The organism is Microlunatus aurantiacus, assembly GCF_039536605.1.
In the GTDB taxonomy this organism is placed as follows: Bacteria; Actinomycetota; Actinomycetes; order Propionibacteriales; family Propionibacteriaceae; genus Microlunatus; species Microlunatus aurantiacus.
In genome coordinates this window covers 37464-61506 of record NZ_BAAAYX010000002.1, presented here as the reverse complement: position 1 = coordinate 61506, position 24043 = coordinate 37464, and the positions used below count along the sequence as shown (strand labels likewise).

The 24043-nt window shown below is 69.7% G+C and carries 18 protein-coding genes; 3 read left to right on the top strand and 15 right to left on the bottom strand.

The annotated features are described in order from the left end of the window. Positions 1-144: 144 nt before the first annotated feature. From ABD714_RS00395 to ABD714_RS00385, 3 genes are all read left to right on the top strand, one after another. Positions 145-732 (top strand): HdeD family acid-resistance protein, encoded by a 588-nt coding sequence (locus ABD714_RS00395; RefSeq protein ID WP_344810286.1) that lies wholly within the window; start codon positions 145-147, stop codon positions 730-732. A 229-nt stretch (positions 733-961) separates the two neighbouring features. Next, entirely contained in the window at positions 962-2266 is a 1305-nt protein-coding gene (locus ABD714_RS00390; RefSeq protein ID WP_344810285.1) for a hypothetical protein, read from the top strand. A gap of 68 nt (positions 2267-2334) precedes the next feature. Further along, on the top strand, positions 2335-4299 hold the full coding sequence (locus ABD714_RS00385; RefSeq protein ID WP_344810284.1) for a M13 family metallopeptidase: 1965 nt from the start codon (positions 2335-2337) through the stop codon (positions 4297-4299). 311 nt (positions 4300-4610) lie between these two features. Here the strand turns inward: ABD714_RS00385 and katG are convergent, their stop codons facing one another. From katG to ABD714_RS00310, 15 genes are all read right to left on the bottom strand, one after another. Further along, positions 4611-6914 carry a catalase/peroxidase HPI gene (gene katG, locus ABD714_RS00380; protein ID WP_344810283.1) on the bottom strand — a complete coding sequence of 768 codons (2304 nt, stop codon included), beginning with the start codon at positions 6912-6914 and terminating at the stop codon, positions 4611-4613. Between the two features lie 36 nt (positions 6915-6950). Then, entirely contained in the window at positions 6951-7385 is a 435-nt protein-coding gene (locus tag ABD714_RS00375; protein ID WP_344810282.1) for a Fur family transcriptional regulator, read from the bottom strand. A gap of 250 nt (positions 7386-7635) precedes the next feature. After that, the gene (locus tag ABD714_RS00370; RefSeq protein ID WP_344810281.1) at positions 7636-8637 is read right to left on the bottom strand and encodes a polyprenyl synthetase family protein; all 1002 of its coding nucleotides are present in this window, start codon (positions 8635-8637) and stop codon (positions 7636-7638) included. Between the two features lie 123 nt (positions 8638-8760). Beyond that, positions 8761-10329 carry an NADH-quinone oxidoreductase subunit NuoN gene (gene nuoN / locus ABD714_RS00365; protein WP_344810280.1) on the bottom strand — a complete coding sequence of 523 codons (1569 nt, stop codon included), beginning with the start codon at positions 10327-10329 and terminating at the stop codon, positions 8761-8763. A gap of 5 nt (positions 10330-10334) precedes the next feature. Then, positions 10335-11897, bottom strand: a complete 1563-nt coding sequence (locus tag ABD714_RS00360) for an NADH-quinone oxidoreductase subunit M (RefSeq protein WP_344810279.1) — start codon at positions 11895-11897, stop codon at positions 10335-10337. Between the two features lie 12 nt (positions 11898-11909). Then, positions 11910-13832 carry an NADH-quinone oxidoreductase subunit L gene (nuoL, locus tag ABD714_RS00355; protein WP_344810278.1) on the bottom strand — a complete coding sequence of 641 codons (1923 nt, stop codon included), beginning with the start codon at positions 13830-13832 and terminating at the stop codon, positions 11910-11912. A 10-nt stretch (positions 13833-13842) separates the two neighbouring features. Next, on the bottom strand, positions 13843-14142 hold the full coding sequence (gene nuoK / locus ABD714_RS00350) for an NADH-quinone oxidoreductase subunit NuoK (protein ID WP_344810277.1): 300 nt from the start codon (positions 14140-14142) through the stop codon (positions 13843-13845). Next, positions 14139-15014 (bottom strand): NADH-quinone oxidoreductase subunit J, encoded by an 876-nt coding sequence (locus ABD714_RS00345; protein WP_344811248.1) that lies wholly within the window; start codon positions 15012-15014, stop codon positions 14139-14141. The genes nuoK and ABD714_RS00345 overlap by 4 nt, the downstream gene beginning before the upstream one ends. Positions 15015-15028: 14 nt before the next feature. Next, on the bottom strand, positions 15029-15661 hold the full coding sequence (gene nuoI, locus ABD714_RS00340; protein WP_344810276.1) for an NADH-quinone oxidoreductase subunit NuoI: 633 nt from the start codon (positions 15659-15661) through the stop codon (positions 15029-15031). Then, complete coding sequence (nuoH, locus tag ABD714_RS00335; protein WP_344810275.1) at positions 15661-17034, bottom strand: NADH-quinone oxidoreductase subunit NuoH; 1374 nt, start codon at positions 17032-17034, stop codon at positions 15661-15663. The genes nuoI and nuoH overlap by 1 nt, the downstream gene beginning before the upstream one ends. A 130-nt stretch (positions 17035-17164) precedes the next feature. Continuing rightward, positions 17165-19654, bottom strand: a complete 2490-nt coding sequence (locus ABD714_RS00330; protein WP_344810274.1) for an NADH-quinone oxidoreductase subunit G — start codon at positions 19652-19654, stop codon at positions 17165-17167. Then, positions 19651-20964 (bottom strand): NADH-quinone oxidoreductase subunit NuoF, encoded by a 1314-nt coding sequence (gene nuoF / locus ABD714_RS00325; RefSeq protein ID WP_344810273.1) that lies wholly within the window; start codon positions 20962-20964, stop codon positions 19651-19653. Before nuoF ends, ABD714_RS00330 begins: the two co-directional genes overlap by 4 nt. Continuing rightward, positions 20957-21829: an NADH-quinone oxidoreductase subunit NuoE gene (gene nuoE, locus ABD714_RS00320; RefSeq protein WP_344810272.1), complete on the bottom strand. Its 873-nt coding sequence runs from the start codon at positions 21827-21829 to the stop codon at positions 20957-20959. The genes nuoF and nuoE overlap by 8 nt, the downstream gene beginning before the upstream one ends. Continuing rightward, a complete protein-coding gene (locus tag ABD714_RS00315) occupies positions 21826-23175 on the bottom strand; it encodes an NADH-quinone oxidoreductase subunit D (RefSeq protein WP_344810271.1) in 1350 nt (449 codons plus the stop codon). The genes nuoE and ABD714_RS00315 overlap by 4 nt, the downstream gene beginning before the upstream one ends. Next, a complete protein-coding gene (locus ABD714_RS00310) occupies positions 23172-24029 on the bottom strand; it encodes an NADH-quinone oxidoreductase subunit C (protein WP_344810270.1) in 858 nt (285 codons plus the stop codon). Before ABD714_RS00310 ends, ABD714_RS00315 begins: the two co-directional genes overlap by 4 nt. Positions 24030-24043 lie beyond the last annotated feature (14 nt).

The window sequence follows — 24043 nt, the reverse complement described above, 5'->3', positions numbered from 1 at the left end:
CGCCGGCGCGAGTCCTCCACGCCGATCTGCGCCCGAACTGTGATCTGGGCAAGGCGAGAAGGTCCCCCACCCCGACGGCGGACGGCGTCACGATGTGACCGCCCCCTACGAGAAGCGGGCTCGTCGGAGTCAGAAAGGACCGTCATGTCCACCCTCTCGAACAACCCCATCTCCACGCAGTACGCCGAGATCGCCCGAGGTGCCTGGATCTGGGCCGTCGTCCGCGGCGCCCTCGCCATCGTGTTCGGCATCGTCGCGCTGGTGTCCCCGATCACCACCGCAGTCGTGCTGGCCATCGTGATCGGCGTGTTCGCCGTCGTCGACGGCATCGTCGACCTCGTCGACGCGATCCGCCACCGCGGCTCCCCCGGCGTCGGGCTGCGCGTCTTCCTCGGCGTGGTCAGCCTGCTGTTCGGCATCATCATCCTGGTGTGGCCGGGCAAGACCCTCGGCTTCATGGTCGTCCTGATCGCGATCTGGTCGATCCTGATCGGCCTGCTGCAGATCGTCGCGAACGTCAGCATCCGCAAGGACGCACCGGGGGCCTGGGTCTGGGGTGCCGTCTCGGGCGCCCTCGGCCTGATCTTCGGCATCGTGGTGCTGTTCAACCTCGGCATCGGTCTGGTCGCCCTGATCTGGCTGATCGGCATCTGGGCGATCGTCTTCGGCCTCGCTCTGATCGTCCTCGGCGTCCAGGTGCGCAAGGCGTCCACGGCGGTCACCGCCGGCTGAGAACGGTCCGACCGACATCGACGGCGTCGACCCCACGGGGTCGACGCCGTTGCTTTTGTACGTCTTCACTCACAATTCGGGGAAGTCCCTGCCGCTGGCCCCGTCCTTCGGTAACCTCGTGCCGGTCACTCGGAGTCCAGCACCCCACCTGCCGCCGCCGGGCCGCCTGTCTCAGGCCGTCGGCACGCACTGGGCCGCTGACCCACCACGACGAACGAAGCGAGTCACAGTGAGCGGGAACAACCCCTTCGGAAACCAGCCCGGCCAGCCCCACCAGGGACCGCCCCAGCCGGGTCAGCCCCAGCCGGGTCAGCCGACACCTCCCGGCCAGCCGTACGGCGGCCCGGGCTACTCCGGACCGGCGTACGGTCAGCCGACTCCGAGCGGCCCCTACCCCTCGTACGGGCAGGGTGGACCGCAGGGACCGGGCGGACCCCAGGGACCGCAGGGACCCGGCGGACCGCAGGGACCCGGCGGACCCCAGCAGCCGTACGGGGCGTACAACCCGGGTGGGCAGCCCCCCAAGAAGTCCAAGGCGGTGCCGATCATCATCGGCGCGGTCGTGCTGGCACTGATCGTGGCCGCCATCGGCATCGGTGTCGCGGTGAGCCGGAACGGTGACGACCCGGTCGCGACCGGCGGCACCGGCGGTGGCGGCGGCGCCACCAGCGCGCCGCCCGTCGAGGCCAAGAAGGCCTCGGACGCGGTGAAGGGCTACCTGGACGCGCTGGCGGCCGGGGACGCGCAGGCCGCTCTCGGCTTCGCGTCGACCGCCCCCACCGACACCACCTTCTTGACCAACGAGGTGCTGGCCGCGTCCAACAAGACCGCACCGATGAGCGCCATCAACGTGCCCGAGGTCGACGACGAGTACGCCTACCGCGTCACCGCCTCGTACACGCTGGGCAGCCAGGACGTCAACGCCGACTTCTCCGTGGAGAAGGAGGGCGACGTCTGGAAGATGCGCGAGGTGGCCGCCGACCTGGACCTGCAGTCGAAGCGGGACAAGACGCTGCCGATGATCATCAACGGGGTCCCGGTGGAGAGCAACAAGATCTCCCTGTTCCCCGGGTCGTACACGTTCACCAGCGGCAACAAGCTGGTCGACTACGGCAAGAGCAACACGCTGGTCGTCAAGAGCGCGTCGGACTACCCGACCGGCCTCTCCGACATCGAGCCGACGCTGACCTCCGCCGGCGAGAAGGCGTTCACCAGCGCGGTCAAGGACAACGTGAAGAAGTGCATGAAGTCCAAGGACCTGAAGAACGCGGGGTGCCCGAACAACGTGACCAAGGTCAGCGGCGTCACGCCGAAGGAGGGCACCTTCAAATGGTCCTACGACGAGGACGCGTTGGACAACCTGAAGATCCGGCTGGACTACGACAACCCGGCGATCGCCGAGTCGTCGGTCTACCTGTCGATGAAGGCGGAGGGCGACTGCAAGCAGGGCGGCTGCCGCATCACCCCCTTCTACAGCCCGAAGCCGACGGCCAACATGACCCAGGACCCGCTGAAGATCGTCTGGAAGCGGTGACCCCGCTCCGCGGCTGAGCCGTGGGCGAGCGGGACCGACGAGGGCCGGGCGTGGGTAGCATCACAGACGTGACGCACTCCACCCCGGCCCTCGACTTCTCCACCTTCGACACCGACGTGCGGGTCCAGGACGACCTGTTCCGGCACGTCAACGGCACCTGGATCGAACGGACCCCGATACCGGACGACAAGCCTCTGACCGGGTCCTTCATGGTCCTGCGCGACGCCGCCGAGGCGGCCGTCCGCGACATCATCACGGGCATGGACCGCTCGGCGGCGGCCGACGGCAGCGACGAGGCCAAGATCGCCGACCTCTACGCCAGCTTCATGGCGACCGACGTGATCGAGGCCGCCGGCACCCAGCCGATCAGCGAGCTGCTGGCCCGGATCGACGCGGTGACCGAGGTCGCCGAGCTGATCGAGCTGATGGGCGGCCTCGCCCGGATCGGCGTCCGCGGTCTGGTCGGGGTCGACACCGAGTCCGACCCCGGCGACCCGGACCGCTACGTGATGTTCGTCGGCCAGAGCGGCCTCGGGCTGCCCGACGAGGCCTACTACCGCGAGGACGAGTACGCCGACGTCCGCGAGGCGTACCAGGGGCACGTCGGCCGGATGCTCGAGCTGGTCGGGGTCGACTACCCGGCCACCCAGGCCCAGCGGATCGTCGAGCTCGAGGCCGAGATCGCCGCCTGCCACTGGGACAAGGTCAAGACCCGCGACATGCGCCTGATGTACAACCTGACCTCGTTGACCGACTTCAGCGACGCCAGCCCTGCCCTGCACTGGCGGGCGTTCATGGCGGGCGCCGACATCGACGACCGCCACATGGCCGAGGTGGTCGTGGAGCAGCCGTCGTTCTTCACCGAGGTCGCCGACCTGCTGGTCGAGAACCGGCTGCAGACCTGGAAGGTCTGGCTCAAGTGGCGGGTGGTGGGGTCGTACGCCCCCTACCTGTCCAGCGCCGTCGTGAACGAGAACTTCGCCTTCTACGGCACGACCCTGCAGGGCACCCCCCAGCTCCGTGAGCGCTGGAAGCGCGGCGTCAGTCTGGTCGAGGGCGCCCTCGGCGAGGCGGTCGGCAAGGTCTACGTGGAGCGCCACTTCTCGCCGGTGGCCAAGCAGCGGATGGACGAGCTGGTGGCCAACCTGATCAAGGCCTACCACTCCTCCATCACCGAGCTGGCCTGGATGACCGAGGAGACCAAGGCCGAGGCACTGACCAAGCTGGCCAAGTTCCGACCGCACATCGGCTACCCCACCAAGTGGCGGGACTACGCGGCGCTGCAGATCGACGTCGACGATCTGCTCGGCAACGTGCAGCGCGCCTCGTCCTTCGAGCTGGACCGGTCGCTGACCAAGATCGGTCAGCCGGTCGACCGTGAGGAGTGGCTGATGACCCCGCAGACGGTCAACGCCTACTACCACCCGCTGAAGAACGAGATCGTCTTCCCGGCCGCCATCCTGCAGCCGCCGTTCTTCAACGAGCACGCCGACGACGCGGTCAACTACGGCGGGATCGGCGCGGTGATCGGCCACGAGATCGGCCACGGCTTCGACGACCAGGGCTCGACCTGCGACGGCGACGGCGCCCTGCGGGACTGGTGGACCGAGGCCGACCGGGCCGCGTTCGAGCAGCGGACCGGTGCCCTGATCGGGCAGTACGACGCCCTCTCGCCGGTCGAGGCGCCGGACTCGCACGTGAACGGGAAGCTGACCATCGGCGAGAACATCGGCGATCTCGGTGGCCTCTCGATCGCGCTCAAGGCGTACCGGATCGCCCGTGGCGACGCCAGCCCGCAGCCGATCGACGGCTACACCGACGAGCAGCGCCTGTTCCTGTCCTGGGGCGCGATCTGGCAGTCGAAGTCGCGGCCCGAGCTGATCAAGCAGCGCCTGGCCACCGACCCGCACTCCCCCAGCGAGTTCCGGTGCAACCAGATCGTGCGCAACGTCGACGACTTCTACACGGCGTTCGACGTGACACCCGATGACGCGTTGTGGCTCGAGCCCGCGGAGCGCGTCGCCATCTGGTGACCGGCTGACCGGTCGGGGTGCCGGGTTTTCCGACCACGGACGGGATCGCCGGCACGTCGGCCGGCGCGGCACCCGGGTTCTCCGACCACGGACGGGATCGCCGGCAGCTCCGCCCACCCGGCACCCGGGTTTTCCGACCACGGACGGCATCGCCGACAGGTCCGCCCGCCCGGCACCCGGGTTTTCCGACCACGGACGGAAGTCCTTCTCGGCCCCCTCCGCCCCTTCTCCGCCCCCTCCGCCCCGCGGGGCCGCACGACGAACAGCCCGCCCCCCACACGGGGGGGCGGGCTGTTGACGTCGGCGACGCGTCAGCGGTGCAGGTCGAACCGGTCCAGCTCGGTGACCTTGCCCCAGGCGGCGACGAAGTCGCGGACGAACTTCTCGTTCGCGTCGTCGGAGGCGTAAACCTCGGCGAGAGCCCGCAGCTCGGAGTTGGAGCCGAAGACCAGGTCGGCGCGGCTGCCGACCCAGGTCGCCTCGCCGCTGGCGTCCGTCGTGGCCTGGAAGGCGTGCGACCCCGGATCCAGCGGCTTCCAGGTCGTGCCCAGCTCCAGCAGGTTGACGAAGAAGTCGTTCGTCAGCACGCCGGGGCGATCGGTCAGCACCCCGGTCGAGGTGCCGTCCCAGTTGGTCTCCAGCACCCGCAGCCCGCCGACCAGCACGGTCATCTCCGGCGCGCTCAGGGTGAGCAGATTGGCCTTGTCCACCAGCAGGAACTCAGCCGGCAGCTGGGCGTGCTTGCCGTAGTAGTTGCGGAAGCCGTCGGCGATCGGCTCCAGGTAGCCGAACGACTCCACGTCGGTCTGCTCCGGGCTCGCGTCGGTCCGCCCCGGGTGGAAGGGCACGACGACGTCGACACCGCCTGACCGGGCTGCCTGCTCGACCGCCGCGTTGCCGGCCAGCACGATCAGGTCGGCCAGCGAGACCCGCTTGCCACCGGTCTGCGCCTGGTTGAACTGGGTCTGGATGCCCTCGAGAGTCTCCAGCACCGCCGTCAGCTGAACCGGGTTGTTGACCTCCCAGTCCTTCTGCGGGGCGAGCCGGATGCGGGCGCCGTTCACGCCGCCACGCTTGTCGCTGCCCCGGAACGACGAGGCCGCCGCCCAGGTCAGCGAGACCAGCTGGGAGACCGTCAGGCCGGAGGCCAGCACCTGCTCCTTCAGGGTGGCCGCGTCCGCGTCGTCGATCAGCTCGTGGTCGACGGCCGGCAGCGGGTCCTGCCAGAGCAGCTCCTCCGCCGGCACCTCGGGTCCGAGGTAGCGGGCCAGCGGACCCATGTCGCGGTGGGTCAGCTTGAACCAGGCCCGGGCGAACGCGTCGGCCAGCTCGGCCGGGTTCTCGTAGAACCGGCGCGAGATCTTCTCGTAGACCGGGTCGACCCGCAGGGCGAGGTCGGAGGTCAGCATCCGGGGCTCGCGCTTGCTCGACGGGTCGTGCGCGAGCGGCACCAGGTCGTCGCCGGCGCCGTTCTGCGGACGCCACTGCCAGGCACCACCGGGGCTCTTGAAGAGCTCCCACTCGTACGAGAACAGGATGTGGAAGTACTCGTTGTCCCAGCGGGTCGGGTGGTAGGTCCAGGTGACCTCGAGCCCGGAGGTGATCGTGTCGTCACCCTTGCCGGTGCCCAGGTCGTTGCTCCAGCCCAGACCCTGGCTCTCCAGCGGAGCGGCCTCCGGATCCGGGCCGATGTGCTCCTCGGTGCCGGCGCCATGGGTCTTGCCGAAGGTGTGACCGCCGGCGATCAGCGCCACGGTCTCCTCGTCGTTCATGGCCATCCGGCCGAACGTCTCCCGGATGTCGCGGGCCGAGGCCAGCGGGTCCGGGTTGCCGTTCGGGCCCTCGGGGTTGACGTAGATGAGACCCATCTGGACGGCCGCGAGGGGCTTGTCCAGCTCGCGCTCTCCCCGGTAGCGGTCGTCGCCCAGCCAGGTGGTCTCCGGGCCCCAGTAGACGTCGTCGTCCGGCTCCCACACGTCGGCGCGACCGCCGGCGTAGCCGAACGTCGCGAAGCCCATCGTCTCCAGCGCCACGTTGCCAGTGAGCACGATCAGGTCGGCCCAGGACAGGTTCTGGCCGTACTTCTTCTTCACCGGCCAGAGCAGCCGGCGGGCCTTGTCCAGGCTGACGTTGTCGGGCCAGGAGTTCAGCGGGGCGAACCGCTGCTGCCCGGCGCCGGCGCCGCCACGACCGTCGAAGACCCGGTACGTGCCGGCCGAGTGCCAGGCCATCCGGATCATCAGCGGGCCGTAGTTGCCGAAGTCGGCCGGCCACCAGTCCTGGGAGGTCGTCAACAGCTCGGCGACGTCGGCCTTGACCGCAGCCAGGTCCAGCGTCCGGAAGGCGGCCGCGTAATCGAAGTGCTCACCCAGCGGGTTGGCCACGGCCGGGTTCTTGGCCAGGATCTTGAGGTTCAGCCGGTTCGGCCACCACTTCTCGTTCGCGGTGCCGCTGGTGGGGTGCGGCTGCTGCTGCTCACCGTGGATGACGGGGCAGGTGCCCGCGGCCTCGGTGCCCTGACCGGTGGTGTTCGTCGACTCGGTCTCCACGTCGGAGACGACCGGGTGGTCGCTGGGGATCCCGGCGGAGTCGCTGACCTTCTCGCTGTCTGTCATTCTGTCCTCACTGTGGGTGGTTCGGTCGGAGCTCGATCAGGTGCGGTTGCTGGCGCAGGCGGAGCAGGTGCCCCAGAAGGTGACCTCGGCGACGCGGACGACGAACCCGCGGTCGTCGGACGGGGTGAGGCAGGGAGCCTCCCCGACGACGCAGTCCACGTCGGAGATCGCACCGCAGTCGGTGCAGATCAGGTGGTGGTGGTTGTCGCTGACCCGTAGCTCGAACAGGCCCGGGTGGCCGGCGGGCTCGATCCGTCGCACGAGACCGGCGTCGGCGAAGTCGCTCAACGCGTTGTAGACCGACTGCAGACTCGTGCCGGGCACCGTGACCAGCACCCGGTCGAGCAGATCATCGGCCCTGCTGTGCGGCCGCTCCCGCAGAGCGTCCAGCACCGCCCGGCGGGACTCGGTCACCCGCAGCCCGACGCCGCGGATCGCGTCGTCGGTGGGGTCGAGCTGGCTGGCGGTCATCGCTACGCACGTTAGCACTCTTTTGAATGACCCAAAAGAGGGACTCTGCCGAGAGTGCCAGCCAGTGGTCCGGTCACGAGCCTTCGAGCGAGCGCCAGCGAGCGAGCCCGTCGCAAGCGTCCGCGCAGCGGAGCGCCCGGTCCTGTCTGGACTGAGAAGCGCGCAGACACGCTTCACCGTCTGCGCGCGCCGAGGGAAGTCAGGACCAATCGGCGCGCAGCGGAGCAGCGTGTGACGACAACAGTGACGACTACACCGAGCGGGTGACCACCGAGTCGCAGAGGTCGGCCAACGCGTCGCGGGCGGGGCCGGCGGGCAGGTCGGCGAGGAAGGACCGGGCCCGGTCCGCCCGACGCCGGACCTCGGCGCGCGCCTCGTCGACGCAGTGGTGGACCCGGAGCAGACCGAGCGCCTCGGCCAGGTCCGCGTCGTCGCTGAGATCGGAGTCCAGCAGCTGCAGCAACCGGGAGTCCGCGGGTGAGCTCGGGTCCGCGGAGCGTCGGAACAGCAGGGTGGGCAGGGTGGGGATGCCTTCCCGGAGGTCGGTGCCGGGTGTCTTGCCGGTCTCGTCGGAGGTGACGTCGATGACGTCGTCGGAGAGCTGGAAGACGGTGCCGATCTCCTCGGCGTACGCCGCCAGGGCCCGCTGCACCGACAGCTCGGCGCCGGCCACCTTGGCCCCGAACAGGGCCGAGGTGGCGATCAGGGAGGCCGTCTTGTCGGCCACCACCTGGAGGTAGTGAGCCAGCGGGTCGGCGTCCTGCGGTCCGACCGTCTCGGCGATCTGACCCTGCACCAGACGCGCGAAGGTCCGCGCCTGCAGCCGGACGTAGTCCGGACCGAGCTCGGCGACCTCCTCCGAAGCCCGCGCGAACAGGAAGTCACCGACCAGGATGGCCACCGTGTTGCCCCACCGCTCGTTGGCGCTGGCCGAGCCGCGGCGCAGCCGCGCCTCGTCCATCACGTCGTCGTGGTAGAGGCTGGCCACGTGGGTGAGCTCGACCACCAGGGCCGCCCGGACGACGTCCTCGGCCGGAGCTCCGGCCGGGTCGCCAGCCGGGCCGAACTGGGAGGCCAGCACCACCAGCAGCGGACGGAAGCGCTTCCCGCCGGCCGCGATGACGTGGCGGGCGGCCTCGGTCACCATGGCCGAGTCGGCCTCGGCGGCCCGGAGCAGCGCGGCCTCGATCAGCTCGAGCCGTTCACGGACGGTCGCCTCCAACGCGACCTCCCGCTCCCTCTCTGCCAGCACAGCTCTCCTCGATCCTCGTCCGTCACGCCGCGGACCGCGGCGGGCGAGTCACCCCGACCGCAACCCGCGGTGGGGCTGTCACCGTCGTGACCGGTCACCGTCGTGACCCCTCACCATTGTGACTCAGCGGACGAACTCCCCGGCCACCTGAGCCAGCTCGAGCAGCGGCCCGGGGAACAGGCCCAGAGCCACAGTAGCCACGACGGCAACACCGACGGCCACCAACGTGGAGGCCCCCGGCTTGATGACCGCCACCGGACCCTCGGCCGGCTCCGAGAAGAACATCAGCACGATGACCCGGACGTAGAAGAAGGCGGCGATCACGCTGATCACCACGGCCACCACGACCAGCCACTCGGCCCCGCCGTTCCAGGCCGCCGCGAAGACCGCCCACTTGCCGATGAAGCCGCTGGTCAGCGGGATGCCCGCGAAGCTGAGCATGAACACCGAGAAGACCACCGCCGCGGCCGGCGAGCGACGGGCCAGCCCGACCCAGCTCGAGAGCAGGGTCGCCTCGCCACTGGGGTCGCGCACGAGGGTGATCACGGCGAAGGCCCCGAGCGTGGCCGCGCCGTACGCCACCAGGTAGAACATCACCGAGGAGACGCTGGTGAGGCCGCCGGCCGGACTCCCCGAGGAGGCCTGCGAGGCACCGACGAACGCGGTCATCAGGAAGCCGGCGTGCGCGATCGAGGAGTAGGCCAGCATCCGCTTGACGTCGGTCTGGCTGATCGCGACGACCGAGCCGACGGCCATGGTGGCCACCGCGATGATGGCCATCATCGGCTGCCAGTCCCAGCGGTCGGCGCCCAGAGCCACGTAGAAGACCCGCATCAACGCGCCGATGGCCGCGATCTTGGTGCAGGCCGCCATGAACGCCGTGATCGCGGTCGGGGCCCCGGCGTACACGTCGGGAGTCCAGGAGTGGAACGGCACGGCCCCGAACTTGAACAGCAGACCGACGCCGACCAGGGCCATCCCGGCCAGCAGCAGCAGCGAGTCCCCGGTGCCGCCGCGCAGTGCGGTGTCGATCCGTGCGAAGTCGAAGGACCCGGCGTAGCCGTAGAGCAGCGCCGCACCGTAGAGGTAGATGGCCGACGACATCGCGCCCAGCAGGAAGTACTTCAGCGACGACTCCTGCGACAGCAGCCGACGGCGCCGCGCGAGCCCGCAGAGCACGTAGAGCGGCAGCGACAAGATCTCCAACGCGATGAACATGGTGATCAGGTCGTTCGAGGCCGGGAACAGCATCATCCCGGACAGGGCGAACAGCGCCAGCGGGTAGACCTCGGTGTGCTCGACGCCGGCCCGGGCGGCTTCGCGCTCCGACTCGGTGCCGGGCACCGCCGCGGCCTGCGGCGCGAAGACGCTGGCCCCGTTCTCGGCGGTCCGGTCGGCGATCAGCAGGAACGAGATGGCGCCGAAGACCAGCAGGATGACCCACATGAAGGAGGTGGGGCCGTCGACGCTGACCGAGCCCTCGGCGGCCACGGTCGGCGGGTGGACGGTCCAGTTCCGCAGGGTCATGAACAGCGCGGCCGCGATGGCGGCGTAGACGATGGTGAGCTGCGCGGCGCGGCGGCTGCCGCGGGGGGCGAAGCCCTCGACCAGGACCCCGAGGCACGCGCCTGCGAAGATCAGGATGAAGGGCATCAACAGCCCGTACTCGATGGTGGGTGCAGTGATCTCCATCAGGCTCACCTACCCCCTTCTGCCGTGACCCACGGTTGCGGGTCGCTCACTCCGACGTGCTGCATGGTGGCCTCCACCGACGGCGCGATCACGTCGAGCATCGGCTTGGGGAACACGCCGAGGACCAGGATCAAGATCACCAGCGGAGCGAGGGCGAGCCGCTCCCGGCCGTTCAGGTCGTCGGTGATCGTGCGCTCGACGTCTGCGGTGACCGGTCCGGTCATCGTGCGCTGGTACATCAACAGGATGTACAGCGCGGCGAGCACGATGGCCAGGGTCGAGACCGCGGCGTACGCCGGGTGCCGGCTGAAGGTGCCGGCCAGGACCATGAACTCGGACACGAAGCTGGACAGCCCCGGTAGCGACAGGGTCGACAGCCCGGCGAACAGGAACAGCGCGGCCGCCACCGGCGCCACCTTCTGCACCCCGCCGAAGGCGTACACGTCACGGGACCCGCGCCGCTTGATCAGGTAGCCGACGACCAGGAACAGACCGGCCGTGGACAGGCCGTGGTTCAGCATGTAGAGCGTCGACCCCACCATCGACTGGCTGGTGAAGGCGAAGATGCCCAGCACGATGAAGCCGAAGTGGCTGATCGAGGTGTACGCGATCAGCCGCATCAGGTCACGGCTGCCGATGGCGAGGATGGCGCCGTACAGGATGGAGACGGTGGCCAGGACCAGCACCACCGGGGTCGCCCACTGGCTGGCCTCGGGGAAGAGCCCCAGACAGAACCGGATCATCCCGAAGGTGCCGATCTTGTCCATCACGCCGACCATCATGGTCGCGCCCCCGGGACTGGACTCCTCGGCCGCGTCGGGCAGCCAGGTGTGCAGCGGCACCAGCGGCGCCTTGATGGCGAAGGCGAACATGAACCCGAGGAACAGCCACCGACCCGTGTCGGTGGCGATGTCCAGCTGCATCAGGTCCGACAGCAGGTAGCTGGCTTTCCCGGCCTGGGCCGACAAGACGTACAGCCCGATCACGCTGGCGAGCATGACGAAGCCGCCGAGCAGACCGAAGATCAGGAACTTGGCCGCCGCGTAGCTGCGCCGCGCTCCGCCGAAGCCACCGATCAGGAAGTACATCGGGATCAGGATGACTTCGAAGAACACGTAGAACAGGAACACGTCGGTGGCCAGGAACAGGAACAGCGCGCAGCTCTCGACGACCAGGACCAGGGCGAAGAACACCCGGCTGTCGTACTTGGGCGGTGGGGCCGTGGTGTCACCCGAGGCGACCCACGCGGCTGCGCCCTCGCCGTCGAAGTCGTTCCAGCTGGCGATGATCACCAGCGGGGTGACGATGGTGACCAGGAGCACCAGGGTGAGCCCGATGCCGTCCAGGCCGAGGGCGTAGTAGACGCCCAGCGGCTTGATCCAGGGGACCTGCTCACTCAGCTGCATGCCGGCGCCGGGCCGGTAGGAGATCAGCAGCACGATCGAGATCACGAAGGCGATCAACGAGACCGCCAGGGCCAGGGTCTTGGCCGCCTGGCCCTTGACCACGATCAACGCGGCCGCGCCGACCAGGGGCAGCAGGGCGAGCACACTCAACCAGGGAATCATTGCCGTCACTTCCTAGCCGAGCCGTCCGAGGGCGATCACAGCACCGACCACCACGGCCCCGAGGACCATGGTCAGCGCGTACGACCGCACGAAACCGTTCTGCACCTTGCGGAGCTGACCCGAGATCTGGGTGATCACCGCACCCGTCGAGTTCACCCCGCCGTCGATGCCGTCGTCCTCCAGCCGCAGCAGACCGTCGGTCAGCTGCTGACCGGGCCGCATCAGCGCCGCCTCGTTCAACGCGTCGCCGTACAGGTCGTTGCGTCCGGCCAGGGTGAACGGCGACCGGCTCTGCGGCGCCGTCAGCGGGATGTCCTTGCGCGGGCCGAAGACCACGAACGCGACGGCCACCCCGGCCGCCACCAGCAGCAGCGTGGCGATGCCGACACCGGTGAGGTGCAGCAGGCTCGGAGCGTGCTCTGCGCCGTGCGCGATGCCGAAGGCGGGGTCCAGCCAGCCGCCGATCCAGTTGTTCAGCAGCAGGCCGCCGGCGAAGGAGAAGACACCGAGGATGATCAGCGGCACCGTCATCACCGCCGGTGACTCGTGCGGGTGCACCCCGGCCAACCACCGCTTCTGACCGAGGAAGGTCATCAGCATCAACCGGGTCATGTAGAACGCCGTCACCCCGGCGCCGAGCATGGCCAGCACCCCGACCAGGGCGCTGTGCTCGAAGGCGGCCTCGATGATGTGGTCCTTGGAGTAGAAGCCGGCGAAGAACGGGAAGCCGATGATCGCCAGGTAGCCGGCGGCGAAGGTGATGAAGGTGACCGGCATGGCCCGCGACAGCGCACCGTAGTGCCGCATGTTCACGTCGTCGTCCATCCCGTGCATGACGGAGCCGGCGCCGAGGAACATGTTGGCCTTGAAGAAGCCGTGGGTGACCAGGTGGAAGATCGCGAACGCGTAGCCGGCCGGGCCGATGCCCGCGGCCAGCATCATGTAGCCGATCTGCGACATGGTCGAGCCGGCCAGGGCCTTCTTGATGTCGTCCTTGGCGCAGCCGATCCAGGCGCCGGCCAGCAGCGTCACGGTGCCGACGACGACCACCGCGGTGGCCGCGGTCTCGGTCTGCTCGAAGACCGCGAAGGAGCGGGTGACCAGGTAGACCCCGGCGGTGACCATCGTGGCCGCGTGGATCAGGGCCGACACCGGGGTCGGACCCTCCATCGCGTCCAGCAGCCAGGACTGCAGCGGCACCTGGGCGGACTTGCCGCAGGCGCCGAGCAGCAGCAGCAGACCCATCACGGTGGCCATGCCGCCCGGCATCGCGGCGGCGCCGGCGTTGACGTCGACGAAGGCCGAGGAGCCGAAGGCGGCCAGCATCAGCATGATCGCCACGGACATACCGAGGTCACCGACCCGGTTCACCACGAACGCCTTCTTGCCGGCCACGGCCGCTGACGGCTTGTGCTGCCAGAAGCTGATCAGCAGGTACGAGGCCAGGCCCACACCCTCCCAGCCGACGAACAGGACCAGGTAGTTGTCGGCCAGGACGAGCAGCAGCATGGCCGCGATGAACAGGTTCAGGAACCCGAAGAACCGGCGCCGCCGCTCGTCGTGGGCCATGTAGCCGATCGAGTAGACGTGGATCAGGCTGCCCACGCCGGTGATCAGCAGCACGAACAGGATGGACAGCTGGTCGACCAGCAGGCCGACGCCGATGTCCCAGCGACCGGAGGTGATCCAGGTGTAGACCGGCACGGCCACCGCGCGGGCGGTCTCCTCGCGTCCGAGCAGCTGGACGAACAGGGCCACGCCGAGGGCGAAGGACGCGATCGGGGCCAACGTCCCGAGCAGATGACCCCACGCGTCGCCGGCCCTGCCCACGAGCAGCAGGATCGCCGCGCTGACCGCCGGGATGGCGATCAGCAACCAGGCGTACGAGAAGAGTCCCTCGGCCGCGACCGGGGTGACCACTTCGAGCAGATTCACCGCTGTCCCCTCAGAACTTCAACAGGTTGGCGTCGTCGACCGAGGCCGACCGGCGGGTGCGGAAGATGGAGACGATGATGGCGAGACCCACCACGACCTCCGCCGCGGCCACCACCATGACGAAGAAGGCGGCCACCTGTCCGTCCAACGCGCCGTGCACGCGCGCGAAGGTGACCAGCGACAGGTTGGCGGCGTTGAGCATCAGCTCGACGCACATGAACGCCACGATCGCGTTGCGGCGCGTCATGAAGCCGATCAACCCGATGGTGAACAGGATCGCGGACAGGCCGATGTAGTAGTCGGGATTCACTGGTCGCTCCCTCCGCCGGCGCGGGACTGGCCGGCGTTGCGGGAGACGTCGTAGCCCCGGCCGCTGTCGTCGGCGGCGTCGTCGGGTCCGCCCCCGCCGTCCTCGGTCGCGATCTCGCGCAGCGTCCGCTCGATCGGGGCGGCCAGCTCGTGCGCGTCGGCCACGGTGCCGCGCGCCCGGAGGGTCGCCGACACCGACAGCTCCGAGGCGGAGCCGTCCGGCAGCAGGGCCGGGGTGTCGACGGCGTTGTGCCGGGCGAAGACACCGGGGCTGGGCAGCGGTCCGGGGTGCTGACCGGTCTCGGCGTACTTCTGCATCCGCTCGGCGACGAGCTCGGGCTGCTTCTTCTTGGGCGTGAGGCGTTCCCGGTGCGCCAGCACCATCGCGCCCAGGGCGGCGGTGATGAGCAGCGCGGCGGTGGCCTCGAAGACGAACACGTACCGGGTGAAGACCAGGGCGGCGATGCCCTGGACGTTGCCGCCGTGGTCGGCGTTCGCCGCGTCGAGGCCCAGGGGCGACCCGACCACCGCGTTGCCGACGGCCACGACGAGGAGGACCCCGAAGCTCACCCCGGCGATCACGGCCCAGACCCGCTGGCCGCGGATGGTCTCCACCAGGGAGTCGGCGGCGTCGACGCCGACCAGCATCAGCACGAACAGAAACAGCATCAAGATGGCGCCGGTGTAGACGATGATCTGCACCACGAACAGGAACGGTGCGTCCTGGGCGGCGTACTGGACGGCCAACGAGATCATCACCGCCGCCAGGCAGAGAGCGGAGTGCACGGGCTTGCGGGACAGGATCATCCCGAGGGCACCGAGGATCATCACCGGCGCCAGCAGCCAGAAGGCCACCTCCGCCCCGGTGACCATGGGCGTGAGTCCGATCACCGTCCCGCCTTCTCTCGCTTCGCAGCGTCCTTCTCGGCCTTGGCCCGCGCCTTGCGGCCCGGGATGCCCTGGTTCGGCACCGGCGGCTCCCAGCCGCTGATGTCGCCGGCCCGGTCGTCGGGCTTGCCGGTGGCGGGCAGACCGAGGAAGTACGCCTGCTCGTCGTCACCGAGGCGGCGCTCGTGCGGCGGCAGCTCCATCCCCGGCAGCAGCGGTCCCAGCAGGTCGGCCTTCTCGTAGATCAGCTTGCCCCGGCTGTCGTCGGCCAGCTCGAACTCGTTGGTCATGGTCAGCGCCCGGGTCGGGCAGGCCTCGATGCACAACCCGCACAGGATGCAGCGCAGGTAGTTGATCTGGTAGACGCGGCCGTAGCGCTCCCCCGGCGAGAACCGCTCGCCGTCGCTGTTCTGGGCACCCTCGACGTAGATGGCGTCGGCCGGGCAGGCCCAGGCACACAGCTCGCAGCCGACGCACTTCTCCAGCCCGTCGGGCCAGCGGTTCAGCTGATGGCGCCCGTGGAACCGCGGGGCGGTCACCTTCGGGGCGTTCGGGTACTCCTCGGTGAAGGTCTTGCGGAACATCGTCTTGAAAGTCACGCCGAACCCGGCGATCGGGTCGAAGACACCCATCAGGACTGCTCCTCTCGGGTCGTCTGATCGGCGTCGGCAGGCATCGGGCGGGCGCGGCGGGGCGGAGCGGAGTCGGCGTCCGGCGACTCCTCGCCGACCAGCAGGCCGGCGAGCTCGGGCAGCTGCTGGTCGCCCTGCGGGGGCACCGGGTAACCACCCGCGAAGGCGTCGAAGGGTTCGTCGGCCCCGGTGTCGTCCGACGCGGTCTCGCCGTCGCCACCGACGAAGGTGGCCACGATCAGACCCACCAGCACGACTCCGGCGACGACCCAGAAGGTCGGGGTGGAGAACCAGCCCTCCCGGTTGCCCAGCCGGAAGGCGGCCACGGCCATCAGCCAGACCAGGGAGATCGGGATCAGCCACTTCCAGCCGAAGCTCATGAACTGGTCGTACCGCAGCCGCGGCAGGGTGCCGCGCAGCCAGACGAACAGGAAGAGGAAGAACAAGACCTTGAGCACGAACCACAGCAGGCCCCACCAGCCCTGGTCCAGCGCCGGCACCAGGTTGAACGGGAACGGGGCGTGCCAGCCACCGAGGAACAGGGTGGTGGCCAGCGCCGAGACGGTGATCATGTTCATGTACTCGGCCATGAAGAACATGGCGAAGCGCATCGAGGAGTACTCGGTGTGGAAGCCGCCGACCAACTCGCCCTCGGCCTCGGGCAGGTCGAACGGGGCCCGGTTGGTCTCCCCCACCATCGAGATCAGGTAGATCGCGAAGGACGGGATCAGCATCACGCAGTACCAGAGCGGGAAGGTCTGCCCGAACAGGGTGAAGTTGGGCTGCGCCTGGGCGGCCACGATCTCCGAGGTCGACAGCGAACCGGCGTAGAGGAACACCCCGACCAGGGCCAGACCCATCGCGATCTCGTACGAGATCACCTGCGCGCTGGAGCGCAGCGCGCCGAGCAGCGAGTACGTGGAGCCACCCGACCAGCCGGCCAGCACGATCCCGTACACGCCGATCGAGGCGAGCGCCACGATGAACAGCACGGAGACGGGCAGGTCGGTCACCTGCAGCGGGGTGGTGATGTCGGTGAACGGGATCTGCACCACGCCCGCGATCGGGATCACCGCGATCGCCGTGACGGCCGGGATGGCCATCACGAACGGCGCGATCATGAAGACGACCTTCTCGGCGTTCTTCGGAGTGAAGTCCTCCTTGAACATCAGCTTCATGCCGTCGGCCAGCGACTGCAGCAGACCGAACGGCCCGTTCATGGTCGGGCCCTTGCGGTGCTGCATCAGACCGACGACGCGACGCTCGAACCAGATGGTGAACAGCGTCATGACCAGCAGGAAGACCAGGGCGAAGACCGCCTTGATCAGCACCAGCCACCAGGGGTCGGCGAAGAACACGTCGAGTCCGGTCATGGGCGCAGCCTCCCGGGAGTGCAGGAGCGATCGGGGACGACACGCTGTTCGTCGTCACCGATCGCGACGAACGAGCGGGAAACCGCGGAGCACAGGACCGCGGAGCGCGGAGCGCGACCGATGGCACCGGTCATGGCACGACCACCTCACTGTTCGACGGGGTGATCAGGACCGGGTCACCGGCGGCCGCTGCGAGGTGCTCGGCGACCTCGTGACCGCGGGGCCGGGTCGGCAGCCAGATCACGTTCGGGACCATCTCGACCGCCAGCTGGACGGGCAGCGTGACCGACCCGCGGTCGGTGGTGATCCGCACCGTGTCCACGATCCCGGCGGCCGCGGCCGTCGCGGGGTGCAGCACGGCCACCGGTGGCCGTGCGGTGTCCAGCAGGTAGGGCTCGTGGGCCACCGCGGAGCTGTGGTCCAGGTGCATCCGCCAGGTGGCCAGCAGCGCGTGCCCGGGAGCCGGCTCGTACGCCACCCCGGCACCGATGGTCGGCGCCGCCGCCCGGGGCCCGTCCCAGGTCCCCAGCTCCCGCAGCTCGGCGAGAGCCTGGGCAGGCGTCCGGAGCCCGAGCGACCTCCCGAACGCGTCGGCCAGGGCGGCCAGCACCCGCAGGTCGCTCATCGAGCTGGGCTTGGCGAAGACCGCGTCGAAACCGCGGTCCCGACCCTCCCAGTTGACGAAGGTGCCGGATCGCTCCTCGATCAGCGAGACGGGCAGCACGACGTCGGCCCGCTCGGTGACCGCGGAGGCGCGAGCCTCAAGACTGACCACGAACCCGACCCGCTCCAGCCCCTCGAGCGCGGCGACGGGGTCGAGCAGGTCGTTGGGGTCGACCCCGGCCACGACCAGGGCCCCGAGCTCGTCGTCACCCGCGCCGAGCAGCATCTCGTCGGTGTCGCGGCCGGTGTCGGCCGGGAGGTGGTCGGCACCCCAGGTGACCGCGGTGTCGACCCGGGCGGCCGCGTCGTCGACCGGACGGCCGCCGGGCAGCAGGTTGGGCAGGCAGCCGGCCTCCACGGCACCGCGGTCGCCGGCGCGACGGGGCACCCAGGCCAACCGGGCCCCGGTGCGTTCGGCCAGCGCGGCGACGGCGGTCAGCGTGCCGGACGCCAGAGCGGCCCGCTCACCGACCAGGATGACGGTGTCGGGTCCGGGGAAGAGCTCCGCCGGCAGCTCGGCGAGCACACTCGCCTCGGCGCCGGGCGCCGTGGCGACCAGGGTGGCGTCGAGCTTGTGGTTGCCGTTGCTCAGGTAGGGCGCCAGCGTGTACACCTGCAGACCCGTCGCGCGGACCGCCTTGCGCAGGCGCAGGAAGACCGCCCCGGCCTCCTCCTCCGGCTCGAGCGCGACCAGCAGCACCCGGTCGGCCCGCTCCAGGTCGGCGTAGGTCACGCCCCGGCCCGAGCCGGCCACCGTGTGCGCGAGGAACTCGGCCTCCTCCTGGCTGTGCGGCCGGGAGCGGAAGTCGATGTTGTTGGTGCCGAGCACGACCCGGGCGAACTTCGCGTACGCGTACGCGTCCTCCACCGTCAGCCGGCCGCCGGTGAGCACACCGACCCGGCTGCCCGGGCTGACCGGTGCCGCCTCCGGGTCGTCGGGGTCGAGCGGCGGGTGCATCGCCGCCTGGAGACCGCGGACGGCGACGTCGATGGCCTCGGGCCAGGACGCCGGGCGCAGCACCGAGGTGCCGTCGGCGTCGACGTCGCGGACCAGGGGCCGGGTGAGCCGGTCGGCGCCGCGGCCGTAGCTGAAGGCGAACCGGTCCTTGTCGGTGATCCACTCCTCGTTGACCTCGGGGTCGTCGCCGGCCAGCCGCCGCATCACCTGGCCGCGCCGGTAGTCGACCCGGATGGCCGAGCCGCACGCGTCGTGCTCGGCGATGCCGGGCACCGACACCAGGTCGAAGGGGCGCGAGCGGAACCGGTAGGACGACGACGTCAGCGCGCCGACCGGGCAGATCTGGATGGTGTTGCCGGAGAAGTAGGAGTGCAGCGGCTCCTTCTCGTAGATGCCGACCTGCTGCAGGGCCCCGCGCTCGATCAGGGCGATGAACGGGTCGCCGGCCACCTGCTCGGAGAAGCGGGTGCAGCGGGCGCAGAGCACGCAGCGCTCCCGGTCGAGCAGCACGTTGGCCGAGATGTTGATCGGCTTCGGGTAGGTCCGCTTGACGTCGTGGAAGCGGGACTCGGCCTGACCGTGGGCCATCGCCTGGTTCTGCAGCGGGCACTCTCCGCCCTTGTCGCAGATCGGGCAGTCCAGCGGGTGGTTGACCAGCAGGAACTCCATGTTCCCGTGCTGGGCCTTGTCGGCCACCGGGGAGGTCACCTGGGTCTTGACCACCATGCCGGCGGCGGCCTCCAGGGTGCAGGACGCCTGGGGCTTGGGGATCGGCCGACCGTTGCCGGCGTCGGGGATCTCCACCAGGCACTGCCGACAGGCGCCCACGGGCTCGAGCAGCGGGTGGTCGCAGAAGCGCGGGATCTCGGTGCCGATCAGCTCGGCGGCCCGGATCACCAGGGTGCCCTTGGGCACGCTGACCTCGACGTCGTCGATGGTCAGGGTGATCAGGTCCTCGCGCTTCTCGAGGTCCTGTCCGGGCGTCGCCGTTGCGGTCATGAAAGAGCTCCCTCACGGACGAAGATCGTGCTGCGCTCGTACGGGAACAGCTCCCAGGCCGGGGTGTGCATGGCGTCCTCGAACTCACTGCGGAAGTACTGGATGGCCGAGCTGATCGGCGACGTGGCGCCGTCGCCCAGCGCGCAGAACGAGCGACCCAGGATGTTCTCGCACAGGTCGAGGAGCTTCTCGATGTCGCCCTCCTCGCCCCGGCCGGCCTCCATCCGCTTCAGGATCTGCACCAGCCACCAGGTGCCCTCGCGACACGGGGTGCACTTGCCACAGGACTCGTGCTTGTAGAACTCGGTCCAGCGCAGCACGGTGCGGACCACCGAGGTGGTCTCGTCGAAGCACTGCAGCGCCTTGGTGCCCAGCATCGACTTGACGCTGGCCACGCCCTCGTAGTCCAGCGGGATGTCCAGGTGCTCGTCGGTCAGCATCGGGGTGGAGGACCCGCCCGGGGTCCAGAACTTCAACCGGTGACCCTCGCGGATGCCGCCGGCCAGGTCGAGCAGCTGGCGCAGGGTGACCCCCAGCGGGGCCTCGAACTGTCCCGGCCGCGTCACGTGCCCGGACAGCGAGTAGATCGTCATCCCCTTGGACTTCTCGGTGCCCATCGAGGCGAACCACTCAGCACCGTTGGCCAGGATGCACGGCACCGAGGAGATCGACTCGACGTTGTTGATCACCGTCGGGCTCGCGTAGAGACCGGCGACGGCGGGGAACGGCGGCCGCAGCCGCGGCTGGCCGCGCCGGCCCTCCAGGGAGTCGAGCAGGGCGGTCTCCTCCCCGCAGATGTACGCCCCGGCGCCGGCGTGCACCACGATCTCGAGGTCGTAGCCGGTGCCCAGCACGTTCTTGCCCGCGTAACCGGCGGAGTAGGCCTCACGCACGGCCTGCTGCAACCGGCGGACCACGTGCAGCACCTCGCCGCGGACGTAGATGAAGGCGTAGGAGGCGTTGATGGCGTACGACGCGATGATCACGCCCTCGACCAGGGTGTGCGGCGAGGCCATCATCAGCGGGATGTCCTTGCAGGTCCCCGGCTCGGACTCGTCGGCGTTGACCACCAGGTACTTCGGTTTCGGGTTGTCCTGCGGGATGAAGCCCCACTTCATGCCCGTCGGGAAGCCGGCGCCGCCACGTCCGCGCAGCCCGGAGTCCTTGACCTCTGCCACGACCTCCGCGGGGGTCATGCCCAGGGCCTTGCGCAGCCCCTGGTAGCCGCCGCGGCGTTCGTAGTTGTGCAGCTTCCAGGCCCGCTCATCGCCCCAGTTGGCGGTGAGCACCGGGGTCAGCAGGTCAACCATGGTTCTCCTCCCCCTCGTGCCCGGCGCCGTCCTGCGCCGCCTCGTGCCGCGGCACCGGAGGTGCCGACCAACCCTTCTCCGCCGCGATCCGCAAGCCCAGCAACGACTCCGCGCCGGACGTCGGGCCCTCGTCGGCCCGGTTGTCGGGGAAGCCGGCGAGCACCCGCTCCGACTCGCGCCAGGTGCAGACCCGGGCGCCCCGGGTGGCGGTGACGGCCTCCCCGGCCCGCAGCTGGTCGACCACCTCGCACGCCCGCTGCGGCGTGGTGTTGTCGAAGAACTCCCAGTTGACCATCATCACCGGCGCGTAGTCGCAGGCGGCGTTGCACTCCAGGTGCTCCAGGGTGATCTTGCCGTCGTCGGTGGTCTCGTCGTTACCGATCCCGAGATGGTCCTGCAGGCGGGCGTAGACCTCGTCCCCGCCCATGATCGCGCAGAGCGCTGTGGTGCAGACCCCGACGTGGTACTCCCCCACCGGACGGCGCTTGTACATCGTGTAGAACGTGGCCACGCCGCTCACCTCGGCGGTGGAGATGCCCAGGATCTCCGCGCACAGCTCGATGCCGCGCGGTGTCACCCGTCCCTCCACGCTCTGCACCAGGTGCAGCATCGGCAGCAACGCCGACCGGGCCTGCGGGTAGCGGGCCGCGATCAGGTGCAGCTCGTCGATCGTCGACCCGTCGATCGCCGTCCCCTGGACGGAGTGGTCGATGCTGGCCTCGTCGAAGTGGGTGGTGAAGTGGCCATGCCGCGGAGCCTCCCCGCTGGTCAGCTGCCCGACCAGCTCCTCGCTCCCGACATCGCCGCCGGCATGCCCGTTCGACCGCCCCGGCTCACTCGGCGGATTCGGCTCGGTCAGGCTCATCGGTCGACTCCGCCCATCACGGGATCGAGACTGGCCACCGCGACGACGACGTCGGACACCATGGCGCCCTCGCACAACGCCGGCATCGCCTGCAGGTTGACGAAGCTGGGATCGCGGAAGTGCGCGCGGAACGGGCGGGTGCCGCCGTCGGAGACCACGTGCGCGCCGATCTCGCCGCGCGGGCTCTCGATCGGCACATACGCCTGACCCGGGGGGACCCGGAAGCCCTCGGTGACGAGCTTGAAGTGGTGGATCAGGGCCTCCATCGACTCACCCATGATGTGCTTCAGGTGCTCGTTGGAGTTGCCCATCCCGTCGCTCCCGACCGAGAGCTGGGCGGGCCAGGCGATCTTGCCGTCGGCGATCATCACCGGGTCGCCCTCCATCTTCTCCAGCCGCGCGATGCACTGCTCGACGATCTTGAGGCTCTCCCACATCTCGTTGAGCCGGATCCGGAACCGCCCGTACGCGTCGCAGGTGTCCCACGTCTGGACCTCGAAGTCGTAGGTCTCGTAGCCGCAGTAGGGCTGCTTCTTGCGCAGGTCCCAGTCGTAGCCGGTGGCGCGCAACGGCGGGCCGCTGATCCCCAAGGCCAGGCAGCCGGCCAGGTCGAGGTGACCGACCCCGCTCAGCCGGCCGATGAAGATCGGGTTGGCGTTGCAGAAGTCGGCGTACTCCGGCAGGTGCTTCTTCAACCAGGACACGAGATCGCGAAGGTGGTCGAGCGCGTTGGGGGGCAGGTCCTGAGCCACGCCCCCCGGGCGGATGTAGGCGTGGTTCATCCGCAGTCCGGTGATCAGCTCGAAGGCGTCCAGCACCTTCTCCCGCTCCCGGAAGCCGATCGTCATCACGGTGAGCGCGCCGATCTCCATGCCGCCGGTGGCGATGCAGACCAGGTGGGAGGAGATGCGGTTGAGCTCGAGCATCAGCACCCGCAGGACGTTCGCCTTCTCGGGGATCCGGTCCTCGATGTCGAGCAGTCGCTCGACGCCCAGGCAGTAGGTGGTCTCCTGCGAGAACGGCGACAGGTAGTCCATCCGGGTGCAGAACGTCACCCCCTGGGTCCAGGTGCGGAACTCCATGTTCTTCTCGATGCCGGTGTGCAGGTAGCCGATGCCGCAACGGGCCTCGGTGACCGACTCACCCTCCATCTCCAGGATCAACCGGAGCACGCCGTGGGTGGACGGGTGCTGCGGACCCATGTTGACCACGATCCGCTCGTCGCCCCGCTCCGCCTGCTCGGCGACGAGGGAGTCCCAGTCCTGACCGGTGACGGTGTAGACGTGACCCTCGGCGTCTTCGGTGAAGGCGCCGTACGGGTCCGTGGTCGTACCGGTACCACTCATGAGTAGTTCCTCCGCTCGTCCGGGGGCGGGATGGTGGCGCCCTTGTACTCGACCGGGATGCCGCCGAGGGGGTAGTCCTTGCGCTGCGGGTGGCCGGGCCAGTCGTCCGGCATCAGGATCCGGGTCAGCGCGGGGTGGCCGTCGAAGATGATGCCGAAGAAGTCCCAGGTCTCCCGCTCGTGCCAGTCGGCGGTCGGGTAGGTCGGGACCACTGACGGGATGTGGGGATCGTCGTCGGGGCAGGACACCTCGAGCCGGATCCGCCGGTTGTGGGTCATCGACTGCAGGTGGTAGACCGCGTGCAGCTCGGCACCCTTGTCGGCCGGGTAGTGCACCCCGGAGACGCTGCTGCAGAACTCGAACCGCAGGTGGGCGTCGTCCCGCAGGTGCTGCGCGAGGGTGGCCAGGTGCGCCCGCGCCACGTGGAAGGTGATCTCGCCGCGGTGCACGACGACCTTCTCGATCACGTCGGAGTAGCTCCCCATGACCTCACCGATCCGGTCGTTGACCTGGTCCCACCAGCCCCCGTACGGCGGCAGCGAGGCGGCCGGGAACTCGATGGTGCGGGTCAACCCGCCGTAGCCGGAGGTGTCGCCGGTGCCGTGGACGCCGAACATGCCCTGCCGGGTCTCGATCACCTCCGCGCTGGAGCCCGAGCGCTGGACGGCCCCCTCGGCGGTCGCCTCCGACGCCTCGGTCTCGTCGCTGGCCACGTCCGCCGGGGCGCCGGTGGCCGATTCCGACTTCGTCCCCGCGTCGGGGGCGGACTCGCCCTCGGGCACGGCGCCGGTGATCGGGGCCTTGGCGTCGGACTCGTTGTGCGGCCCGGTCGGTTCGGTCGGCTTGTCGCTCATGGGCGGAGCCTCTC

What these genes read in the sequence shown, in the direction of transcription:
- ABD714_RS00360 (WP_344810279.1), bottom strand. Translation starts at nt 11,897, where the DNA reads ATGATTCCCTGGTTGAGTGTGCTCGCCCTGCTGCCCCTGGTCGGCGCG.
- nuoH (WP_344810275.1), bottom strand. Translation starts at nt 17,034, where the DNA reads ATGACCGGACTCGACGTGTTCTTCGCCGACCCCTGGTGGCTGGTGCTG.
- ABD714_RS00310 (WP_344810270.1), bottom strand. Translation starts at nt 24,029, where the DNA reads ATGAGCGACAAGCCGACCGAACCGACCGGGCCGCACAACGAGTCCGAC.
- ABD714_RS00375 (WP_344810282.1), bottom strand. Translation starts at nt 7,385, where the DNA reads ATGACCGCCAGCCAGCTCGACCCCACCGACGACGCGATCCGCGGCGTC.
- ABD714_RS00345 (WP_344811248.1), bottom strand. Translation starts at nt 15,014, where the DNA reads ATGGTCACCGGGGCGGAGGTGGCCTTCTGGCTGCTGGCGCCGGTGATG.
- ABD714_RS00315 (WP_344810271.1), bottom strand. Translation starts at nt 23,175, where the DNA reads ATGAGTGGTACCGGTACGACCACGGACCCGTACGGCGCCTTCACCGAA.
- katG (WP_344810283.1), bottom strand. Translation starts at nt 6,914, where the DNA reads ATGACAGACAGCGAGAAGGTCAGCGACTCCGCCGGGATCCCCAGCGAC.
- nuoN (WP_344810280.1), bottom strand. Translation starts at nt 10,329, where the DNA reads ATGGAGATCACTGCACCCACCATCGAGTACGGGCTGTTGATGCCCTTC.
- ABD714_RS00395 (WP_344810286.1), top strand. Translation starts at nt 145, where the DNA reads ATGTCCACCCTCTCGAACAACCCCATCTCCACGCAGTACGCCGAGATC.
- nuoF (WP_344810273.1), bottom strand. Translation starts at nt 20,964, where the DNA reads ATGGTTGACCTGCTGACCCCGGTGCTCACCGCCAACTGGGGCGATGAG.
- nuoI (WP_344810276.1), bottom strand. Translation starts at nt 15,661, where the DNA reads ATGGGTGTCTTCGACCCGATCGCCGGGTTCGGCGTGACTTTCAAGACG.
- ABD714_RS00330 (WP_344810274.1), bottom strand. Translation starts at nt 19,654, where the DNA reads ATGACCGCAACGGCGACGCCCGGACAGGACCTCGAGAAGCGCGAGGAC.
- nuoE (WP_344810272.1), bottom strand. Translation starts at nt 21,829, where the DNA reads ATGAGCCTGACCGAGCCGAATCCGCCGAGTGAGCCGGGGCGGTCGAAC.